This is a genomic window from Sorangium sp. So ce1036, assembly GCF_051369805.1.
Taxonomy (GTDB): Bacteria; Myxococcota_A; Polyangia; order Polyangiales; family Polyangiaceae; genus Sorangium; species Sorangium cellulosum_F.
The window spans coordinates 9,703,929-9,727,350 of sequence record NZ_JBBMOX010000001.1; the positions used below are offsets into that span (position 1 = coordinate 9,703,929).

Below are 23,422 nucleotides of genomic sequence, written 5' to 3' on the forward strand. Positions count from 1 at the left end.
CGCAGAAGAGCAGGAGGCGTGCCTGGGCCTTCCAGTAGAAAATTCAGCTACTTGGCCTGTTCTACCGGGATCTCCCTTGCGTCGCTGCGCGCTCACACCGACAGAGTTGCAAGGGCTCTCCCGATACAGCAACCCTGCCAAATAACCGAGACCCCACACCTCAGGGCGGCGCAGGCGAGCCGCGATGCGGCTGGGCAGCTCGGGGAGATGAGCCTCCTCAGCGGCGCCCGTTGGCTCATTCGAAGGTTGCTCGAACCACGAGGAACTTGTTGTTGAGCTCGGGGGAGGTGAGCCTCTCGAAGATGCGCGGGCTGCCGAGCTCGTTCGAGAGCGCGTTGATGCGCCCGTGCTCGGTGACGAAGTAGAAGGTCTTCACGCCCTTCCTCTTCTGCTCGTTGATGTAGTCCTGGAACCTCTTCCCGCTCGACACGAACGCGGGCACCCGGTTGCCGGCGTAGAAGTTCTCGCCCTTCCAGTTCATCTGGTAAGCGACGAGCGGCCCGGGGACGTCCTGGCTCGCGCGCATGTAGGCGAGCAACGTCTCGCGCTGGCCCCAGTGCGGCGACGTCCGCACGAAGTACACGTCGAGCCCCCACGCCGCGAACGCGACCGCGAGCGCGACGAGCGCGTAGAGGACGTGGCGGCGAAGGCGCGCGATCACCAGCAGAGAGCAAAGGATCGCGGCGGCGGCGGTGAAGGCCCATAGCGTCGCGGAGAAGTCGAGCGACGGCGGCCAGGGGCGCTTGTAGTTGTACGTGAACAGGTGCAGCAGCCGCGCCTGGCTCGGCTGCCCCTCGCGCGCCATCGCGAGATCGCGCCCGACGAGGAAGACCAGGAGCGCAGCGCCGATCGCGACGGCGCCGAGCATCGCGCGCTCGTAGGTGATCTCCGGGCGCAGGCGCGTCGAGAGCGCTCGCGTCGAGGCGCCCTGGACGCGGCGCGCGATCCCCGCGGCCCCCTCCAGCCGCAGCATGTCGTCGAGCAGGATCCCCGTGAGCATCGCGGCCGGCGGCACGGCCGGCAGGATGTAGTGGTGGAACTTCGTCAGCATCAGCGAGAAGAGCGCGAAGCCGAAGAGGAACCACATCGCCAGGAACACCGAGGCGTCGCTCCTTCGGGCCTCGACCGAGCCAGGCTCTCCCGTGGCGCCCCCCTCGCGCCGCCTGAGCCACCACAGCAGCGAAGCGGGCACGAGCCCCGTCCACGGGAACATCGCGTAGCCGAGCTGCCACACGTAGTAGCGGAAGCTCACGTCGTCCCCCTCGTTCGTGTCGTGGACGTGGGTGAACGCGCGCTTGAACATGTCGTGGAAGAGCAGCCGGTCGGTGAACGGCTGGCCGTGGCGCGCGTACATCGCGACGAACCAGGGCAGCGCGACGCACGCGAGCACGAGCAGGCCCACCGGGATCTCCATCTTGAGCAGGTCGCGGTGCCGCCCGGAGACGACGACGTACGCGAGCGCGCACAGCACCGGGAGGCCGAAGCCCGCGGGCCCCTTCGCCATCGTCGACAGCGCGGCGAAGAACCACGCCGCGAGGAAGAGGAGCCGTTGCACGCGCCGCTCGCCCCAGCTCGCGTACAGCACGATGCCGAGCGTCTGCGCCCAGATGAGCGCCTGGAGCGCCGGCTTCAGGCCGGGGAGCACGGGCAGCACCGAGCGGCAGGGCTCGTTGCCGGGGAGCCCGCAATTGCCAGCAGAGCCCGAGCTGAAGACGTCGTCGTGGAGCCGCAGGCCGAGCGGCGCCACGCGGATCTCGAGGTGACGCGAGAGCAGGTAGAGGATCTGCGGCAAGGCGCACGCGATGATGGCCCCGAGCACGAGGTGGTAGACCGAGAGGCCCACCTTGAGCACGCCGAGGTCGACCTCGTAGACGCGCGCCTCCTCGGCCTCGTCGGCGTGGATGCCCAGCAGAAAGAGCGCCATCGCCGCGGCCATGGTCGCGACGAACGGCATGTCGGTCATGGTCTGATGAGAGACCAAAAACCACTGCGGCATCGTCGAGAGGACGACCCCCGCGAGCAGCCCGGCGCGACGGCTGAAGGTCCTCGCGACGGCCTTGTAGAGGAGGTAGACCGCGATGAGCGTCAGCGCGAAGATCGGCAGCCTGACCGCCCACTCCGGCCACGGCGTGCGCCCCTCGGCGACCGCCGAGAGCATCTCCCCCGGCCGGTAGCGGACGCCGAAGGTCGCCATGGCGAGCGCCTGCATCCAGAAGTCGAGCACCGGCTTCGACCAGAACCACCCGTCCTGCGCCCACCAGAGGGAGATCCAGTCGTTCCTCGCCAGGATCTCGCGGGCGACCTCGCCGTAGTGCGTCTCCCAGGGATCGGTGAGCGAGTGGCTCCCGAGCATCGGCAGGTAGAGCAGCGTGACGAGCGCGACGAGCCAGAAGCCATGGCGCCGGAACAGCGGGCGCGGAGCCCCCGCCTCGTCGACGCGGTAGGGGCCGAGGCGCTCGCCGAGCCGGTACGCGCCGACCACGGCCGTGAGGAACGCCGCGGGGATCGTGATGGCCGAGGACGCCAGCGCCAGCGGCGCGGGCGAGTCGCCCCGCGCGAAGGGGGTCGGCGGGAGGTGGCCCGCCACGCTGAGGGTGACGAGGGCGACGAGCGCGGCGACCCCGCCCCCGAGCAGCGCCAGCGGACCGAGCAGCTCACGGATCCCGACGCGCGCCGCGACGCGCTCGGGTGGATCGTCGAACGTGCCGAGCAGATCGAGCAGGCCGAGCGTCGCGACGGCGATCCCGAGCGCGCCAACCGGGACCCCCCAGCGGTACTGCGGCGCGAGCGCCATCACGACGAACGCGAGGAGGGCGCCCGCGGCAAAGACGGCCGCGCCGCGCGGGCGGAGTGGATTGCCCGGCGGGACGAAGCGCGCCTCGTCGGCGTCGGGATCGATCGCCCGGCCGCCCGTGCCCATGGGCGCGCCGCTGCTCTTGTCGTGCGTGTCGCTCATGGCTGCGCCGAACGCGAGGCGCGGCCCTGCCGTAGCAACGCTGCGCCGCCGGGAAAAGCGGCCAGCGGCCGGCGCGCGGCTACTTCGTCAAGCGCGCGATCTCTTCCTTGATGAGCGTCTCCGCGAGGACGGGGACGACCTCCCAGACGACGCGCTCCACCACGTCGCGGGACAGCGCCATGACGGCCTCCACCTGCTCGGCGGTGAGGCCGAGCCCCTCGAGCTGGCTCGCCATCTGGCCGTTGAGCTGCGCGGACGTCGCGGCCGCGACCGCCGCAGGCCCCGAGGACGCCTTCTGCACGTTCGGCACCCCGGAGACCGGCGTCGGCGAGAACGCCATCGTCGTCGTCACCGGCACGTTCGGCGCTGCGCCCGACGACGCCTTGGCGGTCGCCTGGGCCGGAGCCGCGCTCGTGGCCGGCGCGTTGGGCGTGTAGATGAGCGTCCTCGCGCGCTGGAGCGGGCTCGCCGCCGCGGCGGGCTGCGCCGCGGCCGCCGGTTGAGCCGCCGCGGCGGCCGGCCGCGCGGCTGCGGCGGCTGGCGCTGCTGCAGCGGCCGCCGGCTTGCCCTCGCCGCGCGACGCCAGCAGCTTCTTGACCTTGTCGATCATCTGCTGCGTGTCGAACGGCTTGTCCATGTGGTCGTCGGCCTGCACGCTCGAGCCCTTCGCAGGATCGAACGGGTTCTGCTTCGACGACAGGATCAGGACGGGCGTCGCCGGTGACGCCTGCTTGATCGCCTTGCAGAGCTCGTAGCCGTTCTTCGGCTCGAGCGTGAGGTCGGCGATCACCAGGTCGGGCTTGTCGCTCTTGAGCTTCTGCAGCGCAGCGTCGGCGCTGCTCGCCGTCACGACGCGGAAATCCTGACCCGCAAAGGTGATTTCGAGCACTTTGCGCATGGTCACGCTGTCGTCTACGGCGAGAAGGGTGCTGGCCACGAACGGGTCTCCTCTCAGAGATGGCGTCAGAAAGCGAGGACTGCGCTGGATATCTTCGGTCCCGGTCGCGCGATGTGTCAACATTCGCGGTGTGTTTCGCCCCGCGGCCCCGCGAATGGGCGTGTTCCGCGCCGGTAGAGCCCGGTCCCGCGCTGGCGGGAAAGGCGAGGCGCCCCCCACAGGCCCCCATGCGCCCGCCCCGCCCTGCTGCCCCCCCGCCCCGCCCTGCTGCCCCCCCGCCCCGCCCTGCTGCCCCCCCGCCCCGCCGGCCCCCCCCGGACGACGCTGAGCAGGCCGGCGTCGACCCGGCCGCGCCGGCGCGCCCTCCCCGGGATGGCCGCTGGACCGTCCCCGCAGAGCTCGCCAGGCGGCCGCTCGACGGCGTGATCCGGGCGCTCGCCTCGGTGTCGTGGTCCGACGCGCGCCGGCTGATCGAGACCGGCAAGGTGCTGGTCGGGAGCGCGGTGGCGACGAGCCCGCGGCGGCGGGTGCTCGACGGCGAGCGGATCGAGGTCCGGCTGAGCGCGCCGCGGCCGGAGACCGTGCGGCGGCGGAGGCTCGAGGGCGAGCTCGTGGTCTACGTGGACGCGAGCGTCGTCGTGGTGAACAAGCCCGCCGGGGTGAGCACGATCCCGTACGGCGACGAGGACCCCGCCGAGCAGGCCGCGACGCTCGACGCGCTCGTGCGGGAGGTGCTCGCCCGGCGCGACCGCCTGCGCGGGCGGGCGCCGCTCGGCGTGGTGCAGCGCCTCGACAAGGGCACGAGCGGGCTGCTCGTCTTCGCGCGGACCCTCGCCGCGAAGAAGCACCTCGCGCAGCAGCTCCGCGTGCGCGCGATGCACCGGCAGTACCTGGCGCTCGCGCACGGCGCCGTCCCGCGCGGCACCTACCGCACCTACCTCGTCGAGGATCGGGGGGACGGGCTGCGTGGCTCCGCGAGAGGAGGCCGGCGCGAGGGGCAGCTCGCGGTGACGCACGTGGAGCCGATCGAGGCGCTCCGGGGAGGGCAGCAAGCCGAAGGCGCCCCGGCCGCGACGCTGGTCGCCTGCCGGCTCGAGACGGGGCGCACGCACCAGATCCGCATCCACCTGGCGGAGGCCGGGCACCCGCTCGTCGGCGAGACGGTCTACGTGCGCGACCACCGCGGGGCGAGGCTCCCTGCCCCGCGGCTGATGCTCCACGCCGCCGAGCTCGGCTTCAACCACCCGGCCGACGACCGGCCGATGCGGTTCCAGGCGCCTCCGCCCCCCGACTTCGACGACGTGCTCGAGCGGCTCCGCGAGGCCCAGGGCGAGGGCGCTACTTGACCTTGCCGCGAGCCTCGCTCATCGCCGCGGCGGTGGCGTCGACGAGCGGCATCACCTTCGCGTAATCCATCCGGGTCGGGCCGAGCACGCCCACGGTCCCGGCGATGCGCCCGTTCTCCATGTAGGGCGCGGCGACGAGGCTGAGCTGGCCTCCGCCCAGATCGCCCGCCTCGCTGCCGACGAAGACGGTCACCTCGCCCGCGCCGGCGGCCAGGGTCCGGTCGAGCAGATCGACGAGCTCCTCGCGCTCCTCGAGCGCCCGCATCAGCTTCTTGAGCCGATCGACGTCGGCGTACTCCGGTAGGTCGATCAGGCGGTTCTGCCCCTCGATGACGACCTCGCTCCGCCGCGCCACGTCGGCCATCGCCTTGCTGCCGAGCGCGAAGGCGCGGCGCCGCAGCGCATCGATCTGGAGGCGCTCGTCCGCGAGGCGGCGGGCGAACAGGTCCCGGATCTCGCCGAGGGTGCGCCCCTCGATGACGTCGGCGAGCAGGTTGTGGATCCGGGTGAGCTCCGCCTCGTCGATCACCTCGTCGACCGAGATGAAGCGGTTCTCCACCGAGCCGTCGGCGAAGACGAGCACGGCGAGCAGCTGCCCCGGCTTCGTCGGGATGAAGCGCAGCTGCGAGAGGGCGCGGATTTCCGGGCGGGGCGCCGCGACGACCGCCGCGGCCCCGGACAGCTCCGAGAGGTAGCGCCCCGTCTCGCGGAGCGGATCGCTCGCCAGCGCGTAGATCTCGGCGAAGCGGGCGCTGAGCTCGGCCTGCTGCTCGGGCGAGAGCGTCCGGAGCTCGACGAGCGCGTCGATGAACAGCCGGAGCGCGCGATCGGTCGGGATCCTCCCCGCCGACGTGTGCGGCTGGTGGAGGTAACCGGCCTCCTCGAGGTCCGCGAGCACGTTGCGGATCGAGGCGGCCGAGAGATCGAGCCCGTACTTCCGCGCGAGCGTCCTGCTGCCCACGGGATCGCCCGTCGCGATGAACTCGGTGACCGCGGCGAACAGGATCTTTCGAGCGCGATTGGAAAGATCACCCATGGCGACTGCGTGCAGCGCGCGACCGCGCCGCGTGTGGCTGCCTGGCCCCGGGCATGCCCGGACCGGGAAGCCATTCGGACCGGACCTTCGCTTCCATACGTCAAGGCGCGCGAGCGGGCGCTGGGCCCACGGGCGCACAGGTCACTATTTTGAGGCGATCGCGCGGTCCGGTCAAATGGCGCGGTAGGATGGGTCCGGCCGGGCGCCGACGTTTGTCGTCGTTCGTCCTCGTTTGTTCGTTCGCGCTCGTTTGTTCGTCCGCGCTCGTTTGCTCGTTTGCTCGTTTGCTCGTTTGTTCGTTCGTCTCCGTTTCCGTTCGTTTTCTTCCGGGTTTCCCCTGGGTCCACGGACGCGCCGGCGCCTCCCCTGGAGCGGGCAGCGCGGCGCGGGCGTGACCCGTCCACCCGCAACGATGCCGCCCGCACGTCACGCCATCACCGCCTGCGCGCTCGCCCTCGCGCTCGCTCCGCTCGCAGCGGCGCCCAGCGCCGAGGGAAAGCCGAAGGTGCGCTTCCATCAGGACTGGGCCAGCTACCCGTCGGCGCGCTACGCGGCCATGAGCGCCGCGCAGTGCCGGAAGGAGCTCGTCCGGCGGAAGATCGCCTTCGAGCCGGTGCGGCGCGCGCCCGGCGTGCTCGCGCCGGTGCGGCTCATGCAGGGCGTCGGCGGGGTCCTGTACCGGACGGCCCTGCCGGCCCACCGGCGCGCGGAGAACCCGTACGACGTCTTCGACTGCCGCCTCGCGCTCGCGCTCTCGGACTTCAGCAAGATCCTGCGCGTGCACGACATCGACGAGGTGCTGATGTTCTCCGCCTGGCGGCCCCCGTCGAGGATGTGGCCGGAAGGCAAGCTCGCGACGAGGCACCCCGGCGGGCTCGCCATCGACCCGTACAGGTTCATCAAGAAGCGCGCCCCCGACGACCCCGCCGAGCGATGGCTCGACGTCGAGCGCGACTTCGCCGGCAGGCGCGGCGCGCCGGTGTGCGGCGAGGGCACCGGGGCGGTCGGGAAGCGCGGCGCGACGGGGCGGAGGGCACGCGGCCCCGCCGCAGACGCGGCGACGCGCGAGCTGCGCTCCATCGTGTGCGAGGCCGCGGACCAGCACATCTTCACGTCGATCCTCACCCCCAACTACGACCGGGCGCACAGAAACCACCTGCATCTGGAGGTGACCCCCGACGTCCAATGGCATCTGTTGCGCTGATCCGGGAGGGGAAGCCCTCCCGGGAGCAAAGCCGCTCTCGCCCCGAGGTCGACCCGCTATGTTACCCCGCGTGCCCGCACGAAGACCGTCCCTGCCCAGCGCGCCCGCTCCCCTGCTGCTCGCCGCGATCGCGCTGTCGTTCACGTTCGTCGGCTGCCCCTGCATCAGCGGCCCGGTGAACGCGAGCCCAGGCCTCCGCTGGTTTCTCTTCTCGAACTTCGGCGCCAGCAAGATCTGCCCCGAGATGCTGAAGAGCGGCGTCTCGCTGCGCCTGCAGGACAGGTCGCCGGCCATCGGCCGGTTCTTCCCGATGCAGTGCTCGTACGACACCAACGACGCGGCCCAGACGGTCACCGTGCACATCGCCGGGACGGGGTACGGCTACCTGCAGCCGGCCAAGCGGGTGGGCTTCTCGCTCACGACGTCCGTCGAGTACCGGCCCGACTTCCAGATCGCGGGGGACGACATCTACGTGTGGGGGCGCCTCAACCGGATCGTGCAGGGGCCGAGCTTCCAGCTCGGCTACGTCGAGAACCCCGTCATCGATGTGATGGCGAACGTCCCGCCGTTCGGCGGGCTCGCCAACCTCGTCGGCAACCAGATCGTCGCCGGCGAGATGACCCGCGGGTTCACGGTGCTCTACAACGAGGACACGGGGAAGGATTTCACGCTGGGGATCCTCATGCCGCCCCTCAGGCCGCACCACCCGTTCCAGGTCGACGACGACGAGCGGTACACGTTCGCCAACGAGGTGGTCGAGGTGAACGCGCACCAGCGCGACTTCCTCGGGCCGTTCGAGATCGCCGACTCGGACCAGGCGCTCTACCTCAAGATCAGCGTGCAGGGCCCGCCGGTGGACGTGATGGTCGTCGACAAGCCGACGGGCGACGCCTGGCGAGAGGCCTACCAGACCGGCCAGCCCCTCGGCCCCCCGCCCGGCCCCGTGCACGCGGGCGGCCCGCTCCAGCCCGGGCTCACCGAGACGCGGCGCTACGCGCTGCGCCCGGGCCTGTATTACGTCGTCATCGACAACACAGCGGCGGCGGGGCTCGTCGCGCCCCCGATCACCCTCCTCAGCCCCCTCGGGGGCTCGGCCGCGCAGGTCAGCTACCTGGCACAGCTCGGTGAGTGAGCCAGCGAGCGGCTGACGAACGCCGCGGGGCATCGGGGCGCCGGGCGGGCGTGGCCGCTGGCCTTGACGCGCTTCGCGGCGAACGGGATAAACTCGCCATGGCCGTCATCGCCAAAGAGGGGCACAGCGTGACCCACGTCGACAAGGTTGCCCTCGATCGGCTGCGCGCTCGTCTTCAGGCGTACATGGCCAAGAAGGGGCTGCGGTCGACCGCACAGCGCCGGCTGATCGTCGACACGTTCTTCTCGGGCGCCCCGCACATGACCATCGAGGACCTCCTCACGGAGGTGCGCGCGCGGGATCGCGGCATCGGGTACGCGACCGTGTACCGGACGCTCAAGCTGCTCGCGGAGTGCGGCGTGGCGTCCGAGCGCCGCTTCGGCGACGGCCTCAGCCGCTACGAGCTGGCGGACGACGCCAGCGCGCACCACGACCACCTGATCTGCGTCAGCTGCGGGAAGATCATCGAGTTCGAGGAGCCGCGCATCGAGGCGCTCCAGGACGAGATCGCCGCGAAGTACGGGTTCGAGGTGAACTGGCACAAGCACGAGATGTACGGCGTCTGCGCGGACTGCCGCGACGCCAAGGACGCCCCCGTGTCCGGCATCGCCTAGCGCGGTCCCCCCCACCTCTGGCGCAAACAGAGCGGGGGTCACCCGCACAGGAGACGGGTCCAGCTCGGCGTTTTCGGCGCGCAAGCGCACTCCATCCAGTGCGCTGAGCACCGAAAACGTCGAGATGGGCCCGTATCCGAAGCGGGTGAGCCCCGCTCTTCAGCTCTTCGCGTCGAGCGCACGGGCGTGGACGACCGCCACCGCGCCGCCGAGCAGCGCCGCGATGGGGGCGTAGGCCGGCGGGAGCACGAGGGCGGAGACGACCGCGGAGCCGACGAGCGCAGGGGCGACGCTCAGCGCGAGGCCGACGCGGGCCTCCAGGCGCGTGCGGTGGGCGAGCGCGAGGGAGAGGGCGGCGTCGCGGACGTCGTCGGACGCGAGGACCGCGGCGAAGTCGGCCGGCGCAGAGCCGGCGGCGCCGAGGGCCACGGAGACGTCCGCGGCGCCGAGCGCGGCGTCGTCGACGCCCGCGTGGCCGAGGACGGCGACGCTCGTGCCCGCGTCGATCAGGCGACGCACCTCCGCGCCGCGATCCGCGGGGAGGATCTCGGGGCGGATGTGCTCGATGTCGAGCGAGCGACCGATCGCCTCGCACGTCTCGCGCGCGTCGCCCGACATCAGCACGGGCTCGACCTGAGCGTCGAGCAGGTGCTGGATGGCGGCCCGCGCCCCGGGGCGGAGCCCGTCCTGCAGGCCGATGAGGCCGACGAGGCGCGCGCCCACCGCGACGAGCACGACCGTGCGGCCCAGCGCCTCGAGCTCGGCCACGCGGCTCTCGGCCGCGGCGATCGAGATCCGCTGCTCGAGCATGAGCGCCCGGTTGCCGACGCAGAGCTCCTCGCCGGACGAGGTGACGGCCATCACGCCGAGGCCCGGATGGAAGTTGGGGTTGCGCACGCCGTCGGGCCGCACGCCGCGGACGCGCGCGGCGCGGACGATCGCCGTCGCGACGGGGTGCTCCTCGGTGCGCTCCGCCCCGGCCGCGAGCGCGAGCACGTCGCCCGGCGTGAGCTTCGGGCCGGTCGCCTCGAGCTCCGCGAGCTCGGGCTCGCCGAGCAGCAGCGTGCCGCGGGCGCAGAACACGGCGACCGAGACGCGACCGGCGCGGTCCCAGGCGTCGGCGCTCTTGTAGACGATGCCCCGGCGCAACCCGAGCAGGACGCCCCGCGCGACGTGGATCGACGCGATGGAGGCCGTGACCGCCGTCGAGAGCGCGGCGAGCACCGCGACCGCCGTCATCGCGATCTCGACCGGAGCCCGCCCGGCGACGAACGCGGACAGCGCGCCGATCGCCGCGGCGCCGATCGCCCAGCGCTCGGTCAGCGCGCGCGACGCCTGCGCGATGGGCGCGAGGGCGTCCGCGCGACGGCGAGGGTCGAGCAGCACGCGCGCGACGGCGCGGTCGCCGCCGGCAAAGGTGCAGGTGCCGAGGAGGCGGCCCCGGACCACGGTGGCCCCCGCGATGACCGGATCGCCGTCGCGACGGCGGGCCGGCGTGGTCGCGCCGATCCAGGGGAGCACCTCGACGTCGCCGCCCGTCACCACGAGATCGACAGGGACGATCTCCCCCGGGTCCACCTGGACGAGCTCGCCAGGCCGCACGGCGTAGGGCTCTTCCAGCGCGCCGCCGGCGAGGCCGTCGTCACCGCGCGGGGGGACACGGTCGGCAGGCGCCTGGCTCGGCGCCCACGCCTCCGGCGGCCGTCGCGCCGGCGCGGAGAGCACGGAGGCGATCCAGGACCGCTCCGCGAAGACGCGGTGGCGCGCGCTCTCGATGAGCCACGCGCTGACGGCGCTCGCCGTGGCGATCACGCCCGCGAGCGACGCCGCCTCCGCGGCCAGCGCGCGATCCTCGCCGAAGAGGGCCCAGACGGCGGCCACGAGGCCTCCCAGCACGGGCGCGAGCATCGGCGCCGGGTGCGGATCCGTGGCGTCGCGCGCGGTCGTGGCGGAGCGGCCGAGGAGCATCCCGGCGCTCACCGTGGCGAGCACGATGCGGGCGCCGATGACGAGCTTCGCGTCTCCCGCGAGGGTGAGCGCGACGGCGAGCGTCCCCGCGATGATCGCCAGCACGAGCAGGAGCGCGCCGATGTCCCGCGCCTCGGCGGCCTCGAGGCGCTGCGGCTCCTCGCAGAGGATCGTGTTGCCGATCGGCTCGAGCAGCGCGCGATCGTCGTCGAGGACGGGCAGCTCCGGGAGCCGCTCGTCGAGCGACACGGGCGGGAACGCGTCGACGATCGGCGCGTCCAGGTCCGCGGGGCGAGCGACGCCGTCGTCGGCGCCCGCCCGCGCGGGCTCGGCGCGCGGGGCGGCTGGATGTGGTCCGGCGCCGCCGGGCGCCGGGAGCGCCCGGGGCGCGCCGAGCGCCGGCGCGCCCGATCCGGCGAGGCCGGCAGGCCGGACGTCACCCGGCTGCGGCGACGCCTCCCCGAGGAAGCTGTGACGGCACCGGGTGTTGCAGAAGTAGTGGAAGCGCAGGTCGAAGATCGCGACGTGCCCCGCGCGGAGCGGATCGATCAGCTTGCTGCAGCCCGAGCAAGGGAGGGGAGCGACGTCGGGGCCGGCTGCTCGCGAGGCGACCACCTCAACCCGCAACCGGCATCTCGGCGAGCGCGGCCTCGACCTCGGCGAGGGCCTCCTCGATCTGGGCCTCGGTCACGATCAGCGGCGGCGTGAACCGGAGCACGTTGTTGCCCGCGAGCGTGAGCAGCACGCCCCGGTCGCGCACGCGGCCGAGCGCCGCGCGCGGATCGACGCCCGGCGCGAGCATGAGCCCGCGGAGCAGGCCGCGCCCGCGCTCGCCGGCGCACACGTTCGGCAGCCGCTCGGCGATCGCGGCGAGGCCGCGGCCGAGCTGCTCGCCGCGCGCCCGGGCGGCCTCGCAGAGCCTCTCTTCCTCGACGACGGCGAGCACCGTGCGCGCCGCGGCGGACGCGAGCGCGTTGCCGCCGTAGGTCGAGCCGTGCGAGCCCGGGGGCAGCGCGCCGTTCAGCCGCTCGCGCAGCACGAGCGCGCCGATGGGGAACCCGCCGCCGAGCCCCTTGGCGAGCGCCGCCGCGTCGCCGTCCACGCCGTCGTGCATCGCGCCGAGCCAGTGCCCCGTGCGCCCGATGCCGGTCTGCACCTCGTCGAGGAGCAGCAGCGCGCCGTGCTCGTCGGCGATGCGGCGCAGCTCGGCGAGGAACCCGGGCGGGGCCGGCAGGACGCCGCCCTCCCCCTGCACCGGCTCGACGAGGATCCCCGCGACGTCCGGGCCCATGGCGGCGCGCACGGCGGCCACGTCTCCATAGGGCACGTGCGTGACGCCCTCGAGCGAGGGGCCGAAGCCCTCGCGGTACTTCGGCGTCCCGGTCAGGGCGATCGCGCCGAGCGTGCGGCCGTGGAAGGCGTTCTCGAACGCGACGATCCGGTAGCGCCCCGCCTCGCCCCGGTTGAAGAAGTGGCGGCGCGCGAGCTTGAGCATCGCCTCGTTCGCCTCCGCGCCCGAGTTGCAGAAGAAGGCGCGATCGAAGCCGGTCTTCGCGCAGAGCTCCTCGGCGAGGCGGAGGTTCTCGGCGTTGAAGAAGTAGTTGGAGACATGCATGAGCCGGCCCGCCTGCTCGGCGAGGGCCGCCACGAGCCGCGGGTGAGCGTGGCCGAGCGAGGTCACCGCCACGCCGGCGGCCATGTCGAGGTACCGACGCCCCTCCGTGTCGAACAGCTCGCACCCCCTGCCGCGATCGAGGACGAACGGGGGCTGGCGGTAGTTTCCGAGGAGATGCTTCTGCGCGGCGAGGAGAGGCGCGCCGCCGGACGTCGAAGCGTTCGCCGGCTGGGGTTCGCCGGCGGGGCCTGTGGCGATGCTCATGGGGGGCGATCTAACGCCGGGCAGGGGGTCGGAGCAAACGGTCCATGAGCCGCCGGCCGCGGATCCCGGAGACCCGGGCGAATCGCGGGTCAGAGCGCCCGAGCGCGGATGTCCGCGGCGGGCCCGGAGCGCAGCCCCCCCGAGCCCGGGCAGGCCGTCGCCTCCCGAGGGCGCCGAGGCGCTCGACCGGGCCGACGCGGGCCTTCGGATTGCCAGCGGATCGCGGCTGGTTATAGTGCCGCGGGCCATGAGCGATCCGGAACAAAATGGGGCGAACTACGAGGCTGGGGAGACGGCGGAGGCGCCCGCGGAGCGCGCCGAGCCCGCGGAGGAGCGAGCCCCCACACTCGAAGACAAACTCGGCGAGGCGCAGGCCGAGGCCGCGCGGATGCGCGAGCAGCTGCTGCGCACCGCCGCCGATTTCGACAACTTCCGCAAGCGCTCGCGGCGCGAGATCGACGAGGCGCAGCGCCGCGGCCGCGAGACGATCCTGAAGGATCTGCTGCCGGTCTTCGACAACCTCGAGCGCGCCGCCATCCACGCGGAGAACGCCCCCGACGCGAAGTCGGTGGCCGACGGCGTGCGCATCGTCCTCAAGCAGTTCCTCGACACGCTCGAGCGCATGGGCATCAAGCGCATCCCCGCGGTCGGCAAGCCGTTCGACCCCAGCGTGCACGAGGCCATCCAGCAGCTCGAGTCGACCGAGCACCCGGCCGGCGTCGTGATCGCGGAGGTCCAGCCGGGGTACATCCTGGGCGATTACCTGATCCGCGCGTCCATGGTCGTCGTCTCGAAGGGGCCGCCCGCCGAGCCCGCGCCCGCGGCGAGCTGAGCGTCCGGCGCGGCGCCGCGCGCCCATCCCTCCCGGCGCACACCCCCCTGCCTCATGCGCAACACGGTGCTGGTCCCCTCCGGGATCTGCCGTGGCGCGCCGCCTCGCCGCACCCCTCCTCAAATATCGCGGACGCGAGGCGCGTCTCCCCACCCAGAGAGCATCCAGGCCTGTAGTATCTTTCGCCGCATATGGGGAAGGTGATCGGCATCGATCTCGGGACGACGAACTCGTGTGTGGCTGTCGTGGAAGGGGCAGGCGTCGCCTCGGCGAACGACGTGCGGGTGATCCCGAACGCCGAGGGCGCCCGCACGACCCCCTCCGTGGTCGGCTTCCCGGCGAGCGGCGAGCGCCTGGTCGGCCAGGTCGCGCGGCGCCAGGCGGTCACGAACCCGCAGAACACCGTCTACGCGGTGAAGCGGCTGATGGGCCGCAAGTTCGACGCGCCCGAGGTGAGCAAGCAGATCCAGCTCGCCCCCTACAAGATCGTGGAGGCGCAGAACAGCGACGCGTGGGTCGAGGTCAAGGGGCGCAGCTACTCGCCCCCCGAGATCTCCGCGATGATCCTCGGCCAGATGAAGGAGGTCGCCGAGCGGTTCCTCGGTGAGCCGGTGACCGAGGCGGTCATCACCGTCCCGGCCTACTTCGACGACGCGCAGCGGCAAGCCACGAAGGACGCAGGGCGGATCGCCGGGCTCGAGGTGCGCCGGATCATCAACGAGCCGACCGCCGCGGCGCTCGCCTACGGCCTCGACAAGGCGACGGCCGAGACGATCGCCGTGTACGACCTCGGCGGTGGGACGTTCGACATCTCGATCCTCGAGATCGCGAGCGGGGTCTTCAGCGTCAAGGCGACCGGCGGCGACACCCACCTCGGCGGGGAGGATTTCGACCAGCGGCTCATCGATCTGCTCGCCGACGAGTTCGAGCGCGCGCACCGCATCGATCTGCGCCGGGACCGCATGGCGCTGCAGCGCCTCAAGGAGGCCGCGGAGAAGGCCAAGCACGAGCTCTCGTCGTCGCTCGAGACCGAGATCAACATCCCCTTCATCGCCGTCGGCCCGAGCGGCGGGCCGCTCCACCTCGAGCGGTCGATGCGGCGCAACGAGCTCGAGATGCTCTGCGAGAGCCTCGTCCGGCGGACCATCGACGTCTGCCGCGCGACGCTCGCGGACGCGAGGATCCCCGTCTCGGCGGTCAACACGGTGGTCCTCGTCGGGGGCATGACGCGGATGCCCGCCGTGCAGGCGGCGGTGCGCGACTTCTTCGGCCGGGAGCCGAACAAGGGGGTGAACCCCGACGAGGTCGTCGCGGTCGGCGCGGCGCTCCAGGGCGCCGCCCTCTCGGGGCACGTGGACGAGGTGCTCCTCCTCGACGTGACGCCGCTGTCCCTGGGCGTCGAGACCGGCGGCGGCGTGATGTACAAGCTCATCCCGAGGAACACCACGATCCCGACCGAGAAGAGCGAGATCTTCACGACGAGCGTCGACAACCAGAGCTTCGTCCCCGTGCACGTGCTCCAGGGCGAGCGCGAGATGGCCGCGGACTGCCGGAGCCTCGCCCGCTTCGAGCTCACCGGCATCCCGCCCGCGCCCCGCGGGCTGCCGAAGATCCAGGTCACCTTCCGCATCGACGAGAACGGGATCGTCCGCGTCGAGGCGCGCGATCTCGGGACGGGGCGGGTGCAGGAGGTCCGGGTGACCCCGACGAGCGGCCTCACGCCGGACGAGGTCGAGCAGCTCGTCTCGGAGGGGGAGCGGTTCAAGGAGACCGACGCGCTCCGCCGCGATCTCGCCGAGCTGCGCAACCAGGCGGAGACCCTCGTCTACACGACCGAGCAGGCCCTCGAGGGCTATGGAGATCTGCTCGACGCCGAGCTCCTCGGCGAGGTCCACGCCGAGTGCGCCGCGCTGCGCAAGCTGCTCGACGGCGGCGGCGACCTCGACACGCTCCGGGCCGCGTACGCGCGCCTGGAGGGGGCTGCGTTCCGGATCGCGGAGTCGATGTATGGAGGGGACGATGACGCCGGCGCAAGCAAGGCCATTGAGACGTGACGCGCGGCCGGGCGACGCAGCCGGGGAGGAAGGAGCGGCGCGCGCGCCGCGCGCGGGCCGCCCCCTCCGGAGCGCCGCGCTCGCTGTAGGCGAACGGCTGCCGGTGGTGCTGCACGCTGGGCGCTCCCCGGAGGGGCTGAAGTGCGGGCGAGCCACAAAGGGGGCTCGCCGGAACGCAGGCCCCGGAGGTGAGCGCCCAGCGTGCAGCCCCCCCCGGCTGCGCGGGGCGTCGACGGGACGATGCTGAACGAGACCTTCGGACGCTATCGCCTGCTCGAGCGCCTGGGCGAAGGCGGCATGGCCGAGGTCTTCAAGGCCAAGAGCTTCGGCGTCGAGGGGTTCGAGAAGATCCTCGTCATCAAGCGCATCCTGCCCAGGCTGGCCGAGCAGGGGCGCTTCGTGGACATGTTCGTGCACGAGGCCAAGCTCGCGGTGCGCCTGTCACACGCGAACATCGTGCAGGTGTTCGACCTCGGCCGCGTCGACCACCCGAACGGCGATCCGACCAGCTACTTCATCGCGATGGAGTACGTCCCCGGGCTCGACCTGGCGACGCTGCTCGCCCGCTGCCGCAGGGCGAAGCGGCCGATCCCGCTCGGCATGGCCGTCTTCCTGACGGCCGAGATCGCGAAGGCGCTCGACCACGCCCACAGGCGCCGCGACGAGCAGTCGCGCCCCCTCGGCATCGTCCACCGCGACATCTCGCCCCAGAACATCCTGCTCTCCTGGGAGGGCGAGGTGAAGGTCACCGACTTCGGCATCGCGAAGGCCTCGCAGTCGATGACCGAGGAGGAGATCGGCGAGAACCGCGCCGGGAGGATCCGCGGGAAGCTCGCGTACATGAGCCCCGAGCAGTCGCGCGCCGACGCGATCGACGGCAGGAGCGACCTCTTCTCGCTCGGGACCGTGCTCTACGAGATGCTCGCCGGCTCGAACCCGTTCGCGGCGCCGACCGCGTTCGAGGTGATGCGCAGGCTGCAGGCGAGCGAGTACCCGCCGCTCGAGCTCGTGCGCCCGGACGTGCCGCGGCCGCTCGTCGACATCGTGAGCACGATGCTCGCGAGGAACGCCGACGACAGGTTCCCCGACGCCGGGCGGCTGCACGAGGCGCTGCTCGGCTTCTTCTACGCGACCGGCGAGCGGTTCGGGGCCAACGAGCTGGCCGAGTTCCTTTCGCCGTTCCACGAGGAGCAGGCGGGCGCCGCGCTCGAGGCGGGCGCCGCGCTCGGCGAGGAGCCGCTCGGGGCCAACGAGCGCACGCCGGTCGAGGTGCCGCACACCACGAGCACGCGCTCCCGCACCGCGTCGGGGATCCTCCATCTGCTCGAGAGATCGGACGGCGGCCAGGCCGCGCGCGGGCTCGGCGAGCGGCGCGAGGTCACGGCGCTCGTGCTCATCTTCACGGGCCCGGAGGAGGACGCCGCGCGGCGCATCGAGCGGGCCCGCGCGGTGCTGGCGCGCTACGGCGCGCTGCTGCTCGAGCAGGAGGCGTCGCAGCTCGTCGCCATCTTCGGGCTCGGCGACGCGGACGGCCGCGACACCGAGGCCGCGGTGCGCGCCGCGCTCGTGATCCTGCGCTCGCGCGGCGGCGGCGCGTCGGTCTCCGCCGGCGTCCACCTCGCCCGCATCCTGGTCGACGGCGCCGGCGCCCCGGTCCGGGACGAGCGGCTCACGTCGCTCATCGCCTCCGCCCAGGCGCTCGCCCGCGCGACCGAGTCGCAGGTCGCCGTCTCGCACCTCACCGGGCGCGTGCTCCAGAGCGCCCTCACGACCGAGGAGCTGCCCGGCGCGGGCCGGACCGCGCCCGATGGGGGGCGGGTGGTCACCTCCGCGCAGCCGCCGGACGGCGCCTACGGCCGGTTCGTCGGCCGCCGCGACGAGCTCAAGCAGCTCGGCGACATCCTCGCCGCGGCCACCAGGAAGCGGGCGCAGATCGCCGTCCTCCAGGGCGAGCGCGGCATCGGCAAGACGCGGCTGCTCGCGGAGATGGAGCGGCGGCTCTCGAAGGGCAACTACGACGTCGGGTTCTACGTCGCCTCGTGCCCGCACAACGGCGCCGACGTGCCGTGGAGCGGGCTGACCGCGATGCTGCAGGTGCTCTGCGGCATCCAGGAGGGGGACGACGAGGAGCGCATCCGCGCGGTGCTCCCGCGGCTCAGGGCGCTCGGCCTGCGCGAGGACGAGTCCGCCGCCGTGCTCGGCCAGCTCGGCGCGGCGCCCCAGGACGACCAGCGGGCGCCGCAGGGGACGACCGCGATCCTGCGCACCGCCTTCCCGCGGATGGTGCAGAGCCTCTGCGAGGACCGGCTCCACTGCTTCGCCTGGGACGACGCGCAGGCGATGGATCAGCTCACCGCCGAGACCCTGCTCGTCACCGCGGGCCGCGCAGGCGGGCTCCGCGCCATGCTGCTCCTGGCGACGCGCGGCGACCCGCCGCCGCCGCTCTCGACGCACCCCCACTTCTACCAGCTGCGGCTCGGGGAGCTCTCGGACAGCGACAGCGCGCGGCTCATCTCGGCGCGCGTCGGCGCGTCCCTCCTGCCGCCGGAGGTGCTCGCCTTCTGCCGCGGCCGCGCCGGCGGGCACCCGCTCTTCCTCGAGGAGCTCATCAAGGAGCTCTTCGACTCCGGCGCGCTCAGCGTCGTCGGCGGCGTCGTGAAGGCGCGCCTCGACGGGGCGTCGGCGGTGCCGCGCTCGCTGCGCACCCTCATCGCCACCCGGGTGCGCAGGCTCGATCCGGGCGACCGCGCCGTGCTCCAGGCCGCGGCGATCCTCGGCGATCCGGTGCCGACCGAGGTCCTCGCGGCCCTCCTCCAGCAGAAGGTCTCGCACGTGAACCGGGCGATCTCCGGCCTCGCGGCCCGCGACCTCCTGCGGCTCAAGGGCCCCGCGCAGGCGAGCTTCGCGTCGCCCATGCACGGCGAGATCGTCCTCGACGCGATCCCGCCGGAGCTCCGCCGCGAGCTGCACGACGCGGCCGCGGCGGCGTACGTCGCGGTCGTCGGCGAGGACGGCGCCGAGCACGCCGAGCGCATCGGCCAGCACTTCTACCAGGCCGGCGATCGCGACCGGGCGGCCACGTTCTACGCGCGGGCCGCGCTCCACAAGATCCGCACGAGCCAGCTCGAGCCGGCGCTCCGGCTCATCTTCCAGGCGCTCGATCTCGGCGATCACGATCGCCGCCCGCCGGCCGAGCTGTCCGCGTGGCTCAGCGCGCTCGCCGACGTCGTGGTGCGCGTGCGCTCCGCCCCGGATCTCGGCGACGTCGCGGCCCGCGCGGTCCGGCGCATCGACGAGGCCGGCACCCTGGAGGAGAGGCTCTCGGCGCGCGTCGACGCCGCGCGCGCCCTCGGCGCGGTGGATCTCTTCGCGGAGGCGTACGCGAGGCTCGAGGAGGCCTACGCCCTCGCCGGCGGCCGCGAGGACCTCCGCGAGAAGGCGCTCGCCTGCGAGGCGGAGATCGGCGTCCGCGCGGGCGACTTCTCCCGCGCGGCCCGCGCGATCGAGCAGCTCGAGGCGGCGGGCGAGCTCGACGACGAGCGGCTCTTGCTCACGGTCGCCCAGACGCGCGCGGCGATGGGCGACATCGAGGCGGCGCTCCGCGCCCTCGATCGCGCGGAGGCGCTCGGCGACCCGGGGGATCTCGCGGCGGCGAGCGAGCGCGAGAAGCAGCGCGTCCTCGTGCACGTCTTCCGCCGCGACTTCGAGGCGGCCGTGAAGGCCTCCGCCCGCGCCGTCGACATCGCCCGGTCCGCCGGCCTGCGCTTCGAGACCGCCGCGGCGCTGCACAACCTCGGCGACGCGAGCCGGCGGCTCGGCGATCTGCCGCGCGCGCACGCGTCGCTCACCGAGTCGAGGGAGCTCGCGGAGGAGAGCGGCCACGAGCGCCTCGTCGCGATCAACCGCGCGCACCTCGCTTACCTCGACGGGCTGAGCGGCGCGAGCGGCGCCGAGGAGCTCTTGCGCGAGCTCGTGCGCTACGCCGACGCGCGCGCCTACCGGACCGACGCCCTCGAGGCCCGGTACCTGCTCGGCGCGCTCCTCTCACACCGGGGCATGATCAAGGAAGCGCGGCGCGAGCTCGCGGAGGTGATCGAGCTCGCCGCCGCGTACGGCAACGAGCTCGTCGCCGGCGACGCGCGCGCCGCGCTGGCCGGGCTCTGATCGCCCGGCCGGCGTCTGCTACTCGTCGGCGAGCTTCTTCTCGAGCGCCTCGAGGTGGGCGCGGACCTGGGGGTCGGAGTCGCGCTGCGCCTCGATCTTGCGGACGGCGCTCATCACGGTCGTGTGATCGCGGTTGCCGAAGGCCCGCCCGATCTCCGGGAAGCTGCACTTCAGCCGCTGCTTGCAGAGGTACATCGCGACGTGGCGCGCGAAGGCGACGCTCTTGTGGCGGTCCTTCGACGTGAGGTCGATCGAGCGCAGGTGGAAGTGGTGGCACACCGCGCGCTGGATGTCCTCGACGCTCATCATCTGCGCCCGCGGCGGCGACGTGGCCGTGATCTCGGCGCGCGCGAACGGCAGGTCCACGGGGCGGCCCGTGAGCGAGCTCTTGGCCGCCAGCCGGATCAGCGTCCCCTCGAGCTCGCGGACGTTCGAGCGGACCATCTGCGCGAGGTAGAGCGCCACGTCGTCCGTGAGCGCGATGCCCTCGAGCGCCGCCTTGTTCCGGACGATCGCGACGCGCGTCTCCAGCTCCGGCACCTGGATGTCGGCGACGAGCCCCCAGGAGAACCGCGAGACGAGGCGCTCCTCCATGCGCTCGAGGTTCTGGGGGTACTTGTCGCTCGTCACCACGATCTGCCGGTCGAGCGCGTGGAGCGCGTTGAACGTGTGGAAGAACTCCTCCTGCGTCTGCTCGCGCCCGGCCAGGAACTGGATGTCGTCGACGAGCAGCACGTCGCAGTTCGATCGGTACCGCGCGCGGAACTCGTCCATCCGGTGGTGCTGGATGGCCGTGATGAAGTCGTTCGTGAACTTCTCGGCCGAAACGTAGATGATCCGCGCGTCCGGCCGGCCCTCGAAGACCCGGTGCGCGATCGCGTGCATGAGGTGGGTCTTGCCGAGCCCCGTCCCGCCGCAGATGAAGAGCGGGTTGTACCGGCGGCCGCCGCCGCCCGCCGCCGCGATCGCGGCCGCGTGGGCGAGCTGGTTGGACGGGCCCACGACGAAGCTCGCGAAGGTGTGCTTCGGGTTGAGATCGTCCGGCAGCGGCGACACGCGCCGGACCGGCGGCTCCGGGCGAGGCGGCGGGGCGGGCGCGGTCATCGTCGGGCGCACCACGAGCGCCCGCGGGCGCACCGGGGTGAGCTCCACCCGCTTGGCCACCGGCGCGTCGAGGTGCTGGTCGACCGTCCACGCCACCTGGACCGACCAGCCGGTGAGCTCGCGAATCTTGTCCGTCAGCGCAGGCAGGAAGTTGTCCCTGACCCACTCGAGCACGAACTCGTTCTGGACACGAAGCGTGAGCACGCCGTCGGTCAGGTCATCGAACTGAACCCCCCCGAACCACTGATCAAAAGTTGCGGGGGACAGGGCCCGCGTATGCTCGATCGCACGATCGAAGATCTCGCGCGGCTCGTGTTTCGGAATCGTCATCGCAGCTCTGGAGTCCGCTCCACGAAAATAGGTTTCGGGGGCGGCCAAAAGAAACTGCCGCCCCCAACTTATCCACAGGTCTCCCAGCGAGGTCTCGCCTCTAACTGCTGGAGATTGTTAGGTTATTCTGAATGTATTCGAAGCGCTCGTCGACTTTTCAACAGTCCGCCCACGGCCGCTTCGCCCTCGGAAAATCGTCCGCCTGCATCCTCCTGGATGCGGGTGAAAATACGGCCCCCTTGCTCCGGCCTTCGGCTCGGCTCCAGCCAAGCGCGCCGTAGGAGGTGGGGGTGCAACCGTCGCGTCGAGGTCCATCGCATTGGAAGACAGATCGGCACAGCCGTCCCCCATACCGCCTCACAGAGCTCGGTAGCCCGCAGAGCCCCTTTCGGGGTCACCCGTGGAGGACCCGGTGGCGGCATCGGACCGCCCCGAGGACGAATCCGAGGTAGCACCGGGTGAGTCCGGGCGTCTATCCCCAACTGCGAAACCTGACTCAAGTATCGAATATCGTTGATGTAAATTCATGCCATGCCGCACTGCGAAATCGGCTTCGCGTCGGTCCAGCAGGGCCCCCCCGGAACCCCGCCGCCAAAACCCCCGACGCGGCTCGGCGATTTTGGCGATGCGCCCTGGAACGCAGAGCAAACCCCGCTCATCTCGTCGTCAAGAGGGTAGAGCCGGCTCGGTTTCCAGGTTTTTGAGAAAAACGGAGGCCGTCCAGCACAGAGCGACCGACGGCGAGCAATTTTTGACGGTTCGAGAACTTGGCCCCATGGCCCCGGTCTGGGGTATGGCGAGGCGATGCCGTTGGGGATCCGGTTGACAATGGGGGCACTCCTGACTCCGCGGCCGGAGCGGTCGTCGGGCCGGGCGCCATCCTCGACCTCCGTGCGGGCCAGGGCCGTGGCGCTCGCGGGCGCGCTCGCGCTGGCCGCGGGGCCGGCGGCGGCCGAGGAGCTGCCGCCGCAGGTCGCCTATGCCTACGGCGAGAACGAGACGCCCCGCGCCGCCGCCTTCGGCGGCGCGCTGCGCGCCCTCGGGAACGGGACGTCGGCCATCTTCGTGAATCCGTCCGCGCTGGTCGAGACGCGCGTCTACCACCTGCAGGCGATCAGCCAGTGGAGCCCCGACGCGGATCGGCTGGTCCTCGGCGGCGTCGTGGCCGACTCGGTCACGGGGAGGCTCGCGGGCGCCATCTCCGCCGTCGGCGGCTGGGTCGACATGGGGAAGGGCGGGCTCAGGCGCTCCTACCTCGACGCGCGGATGGGCCTCGCCTACCCGCTCACCGAGCGCGTCTTCGTCGGGCTCGCCGGTCGCTACGCCAGGATCACCCAGGAGGGGAAGCGGACCGAGGGCGGCCTCGGCGACAGCCTCTTCTCGGGCGGCCTGAGGGACAAGGGCGACGTCGACGAGGCGGGCAACATGGGCCGGCACGCCTTCGTCAACGCGTTCACGTTCGACGCCGCGCTCACCGTCAGGCCGACCGACTCCTTGTACATCGCGGTCGTCGGACAGAACCTCTCCTATCCGGACCACGGGCTGCTCCCCACGACCGTCGGCGGAGGGGTCGGGCTCGGCACGCGCGACTTCTCGATCGAGGTCGACGGGCTCGTGGACTTCAACTCCTACACCGACGCCACGTACCGCATCATGGCGGGCGGCGAGTACCTCGCCGGCGACCACTTCCCGCTCCGCGCCGGCTACCGCTTCGATCAGGGCGCCGGGCAGCACGCGCTCTCGCTCGGCGTGGCGTACGTGGGCACGCAGTTCTCCGTCGAGGCCAGCGCGCGGCGGGCGCTCTCCAGCGACGGGCCGACCACGATCGTCTTCGGGCTCGCCTACCACCTGGAGTCGAGCGGGCTGACCCGCGCGTCGTCCGAGGGGTTCTAGGGCCCCTTCTCG

The 23,422-nt window shown here is 72.5% G+C and carries 14 protein-coding genes; 8 read left to right on the forward strand and 6 right to left on the reverse strand.

The window, feature by feature from the left end; translation table 11 throughout:
• Positions 1-235 precede the first annotated feature (235 nt).
• Together WMF31_RS36515 and WMF31_RS36520 are read right to left on the reverse strand one after the other, a co-directional pair.
• Positions 236-2,956, reverse strand: a complete 2,721-nt coding sequence (locus WMF31_RS36515) for an ArnT family glycosyltransferase (RefSeq protein WP_436606373.1) — start codon at positions 2,954-2,956, stop codon at positions 236-238.
• Positions 2,957-3,035: 79 nt separating this feature from the next.
• Entirely contained in the window at positions 3,036-3,893 is an 858-nt protein-coding gene (locus WMF31_RS36520) for a response regulator transcription factor (RefSeq protein ID WP_436606374.1), read from the reverse strand.
• 383 nt (positions 3,894-4,276) lie between these two features.
• Between WMF31_RS36520 and WMF31_RS36525 the strand changes: the two genes are divergently transcribed.
• On the forward strand, positions 4,277-5,200 hold the full coding sequence (locus WMF31_RS36525) for an RluA family pseudouridine synthase (RefSeq protein WP_436606375.1): 924 nt from the start codon (positions 4,277-4,279) through the stop codon (positions 5,198-5,200).
• On the opposite strand, the gene hrcA is transcribed toward WMF31_RS36525, so the two are convergent.
• Positions 5,193-6,236, reverse strand: a complete 1,044-nt coding sequence (gene hrcA / locus WMF31_RS36530) for a heat-inducible transcriptional repressor HrcA (protein ID WP_436606376.1) — start codon at positions 6,234-6,236, stop codon at positions 5,193-5,195. The two genes, WMF31_RS36525 and hrcA, sit on opposite strands and share 8 nt — an antisense overlap.
• A gap of 412 nt (positions 6,237-6,648) precedes the next feature.
• Between hrcA and WMF31_RS36535 the strand changes: the two genes are divergently transcribed.
• From WMF31_RS36535 to WMF31_RS36545, 3 genes are all read left to right on the forward strand, one after another.
• A complete protein-coding gene (locus tag WMF31_RS36535; RefSeq protein WP_436606377.1) occupies positions 6,649-7,440 on the forward strand; it encodes an extensin family protein in 792 nt (263 codons plus the stop codon).
• A gap of 70 nt (positions 7,441-7,510) precedes the next feature.
• Positions 7,511-8,572 carry a hypothetical protein gene (locus WMF31_RS36540; RefSeq protein WP_242515740.1) on the forward strand — a complete coding sequence of 354 codons (1,062 nt, stop codon included), beginning with the start codon at positions 7,511-7,513 and terminating at the stop codon, positions 8,570-8,572.
• Positions 8,573-8,670: 98 nt separating this feature from the next.
• Positions 8,671-9,186, forward strand: coding sequence for a Fur family transcriptional regulator (locus tag WMF31_RS36545; RefSeq protein ID WP_129344112.1), 516 nt, complete (start codon positions 8,671-8,673; stop codon positions 9,184-9,186).
• 159 nt (positions 9,187-9,345) lie between these two features.
• Here the strand turns inward: WMF31_RS36545 and WMF31_RS36550 are convergent, their stop codons facing one another.
• Both WMF31_RS36550 and WMF31_RS36555 read right to left on the reverse strand, forming a co-directional pair.
• Positions 9,346-11,769, reverse strand: a complete 2,424-nt coding sequence (locus WMF31_RS36550) for an HAD-IC family P-type ATPase (protein WP_436606378.1) — start codon at positions 11,767-11,769, stop codon at positions 9,346-9,348.
• A 1-nt stretch (position 11,770) separates the two neighbouring features.
• Complete coding sequence (locus tag WMF31_RS36555) at positions 11,771-13,033, reverse strand: aspartate aminotransferase family protein (RefSeq protein WP_436606379.1); 1,263 nt, start codon at positions 13,031-13,033, stop codon at positions 11,771-11,773.
• 247 nt (positions 13,034-13,280) lie between these two features.
• Between WMF31_RS36555 and grpE the strand changes: the two genes are divergently transcribed.
• The 3 genes from grpE (at position 13,281) to WMF31_RS36570 (ending at position 20,083) form a co-directional block, all read left to right on the forward strand.
• Complete coding sequence (gene grpE / locus WMF31_RS36560) at positions 13,281-13,865, forward strand: nucleotide exchange factor GrpE (protein WP_436606380.1); 585 nt, start codon at positions 13,281-13,283, stop codon at positions 13,863-13,865.
• Positions 13,866-14,056: 191 nt separating this feature from the next.
• Positions 14,057-15,919: a molecular chaperone DnaK gene (gene dnaK, locus WMF31_RS36565; RefSeq protein ID WP_436606381.1), complete on the forward strand. Its 1,863-nt coding sequence runs from the start codon at positions 14,057-14,059 to the stop codon at positions 15,917-15,919.
• 201 nt (positions 15,920-16,120) lie between these two features.
• Positions 16,121-20,083 carry a serine/threonine-protein kinase gene (locus WMF31_RS36570; RefSeq protein WP_436606382.1) on the forward strand — a complete coding sequence of 1,321 codons (3,963 nt, stop codon included), beginning with the start codon at positions 16,121-16,123 and terminating at the stop codon, positions 20,081-20,083.
• 18 nt (positions 20,084-20,101) lie between these two features.
• Here the strand turns inward: WMF31_RS36570 and dnaA are convergent, their stop codons facing one another.
• Positions 20,102-21,517, reverse strand: a complete 1,416-nt coding sequence (dnaA, locus tag WMF31_RS36575) for a chromosomal replication initiator protein DnaA (protein WP_129344100.1) — start codon at positions 21,515-21,517, stop codon at positions 20,102-20,104.
• 828 nt (positions 21,518-22,345) lie between these two features.
• Here dnaA and WMF31_RS36580 point away from each other — a divergent pair.
• Complete coding sequence (locus WMF31_RS36580; protein WP_436606383.1) at positions 22,346-23,410, forward strand: hypothetical protein; 1,065 nt, start codon at positions 22,346-22,348, stop codon at positions 23,408-23,410.
• Positions 23,411-23,422 lie beyond the last annotated feature (12 nt).

Coding starts and splice junctions, on each gene's coding strand:
- dnaK (WP_436606381.1), top strand. CDS start 14,057: ATGGGGAAGGTGATCGGCATCGATCTCGGGACGACGAACTCGTGTGTG.
- WMF31_RS36545 (WP_129344112.1), top strand. CDS start 8,671: ATGGCCGTCATCGCCAAAGAGGGGCACAGCGTGACCCACGTCGACAAG.
- WMF31_RS36535 (WP_436606377.1), top strand. CDS start 6,649: ATGCCGCCCGCACGTCACGCCATCACCGCCTGCGCGCTCGCCCTCGCG.
- hrcA (WP_436606376.1), bottom strand. CDS start 6,236: ATGGGTGATCTTTCCAATCGCGCTCGAAAGATCCTGTTCGCCGCGGTC.
- WMF31_RS36555 (WP_436606379.1), bottom strand. CDS start 13,033: ATGAGCATCGCCACAGGCCCCGCCGGCGAACCCCAGCCGGCGAACGCT.
- WMF31_RS36515 (WP_436606373.1), bottom strand. CDS start 2,956: ATGAGCGACACGCACGACAAGAGCAGCGGCGCGCCCATGGGCACGGGC.
- dnaA (WP_129344100.1), bottom strand. CDS start 21,517: ATGACGATTCCGAAACACGAGCCGCGCGAGATCTTCGATCGTGCGATC.
- WMF31_RS36580 (WP_436606383.1), top strand. CDS start 22,346: ATGGGGGCACTCCTGACTCCGCGGCCGGAGCGGTCGTCGGGCCGGGCG.
- grpE (WP_436606380.1), top strand. CDS start 13,281: ATGAGCGATCCGGAACAAAATGGGGCGAACTACGAGGCTGGGGAGACG.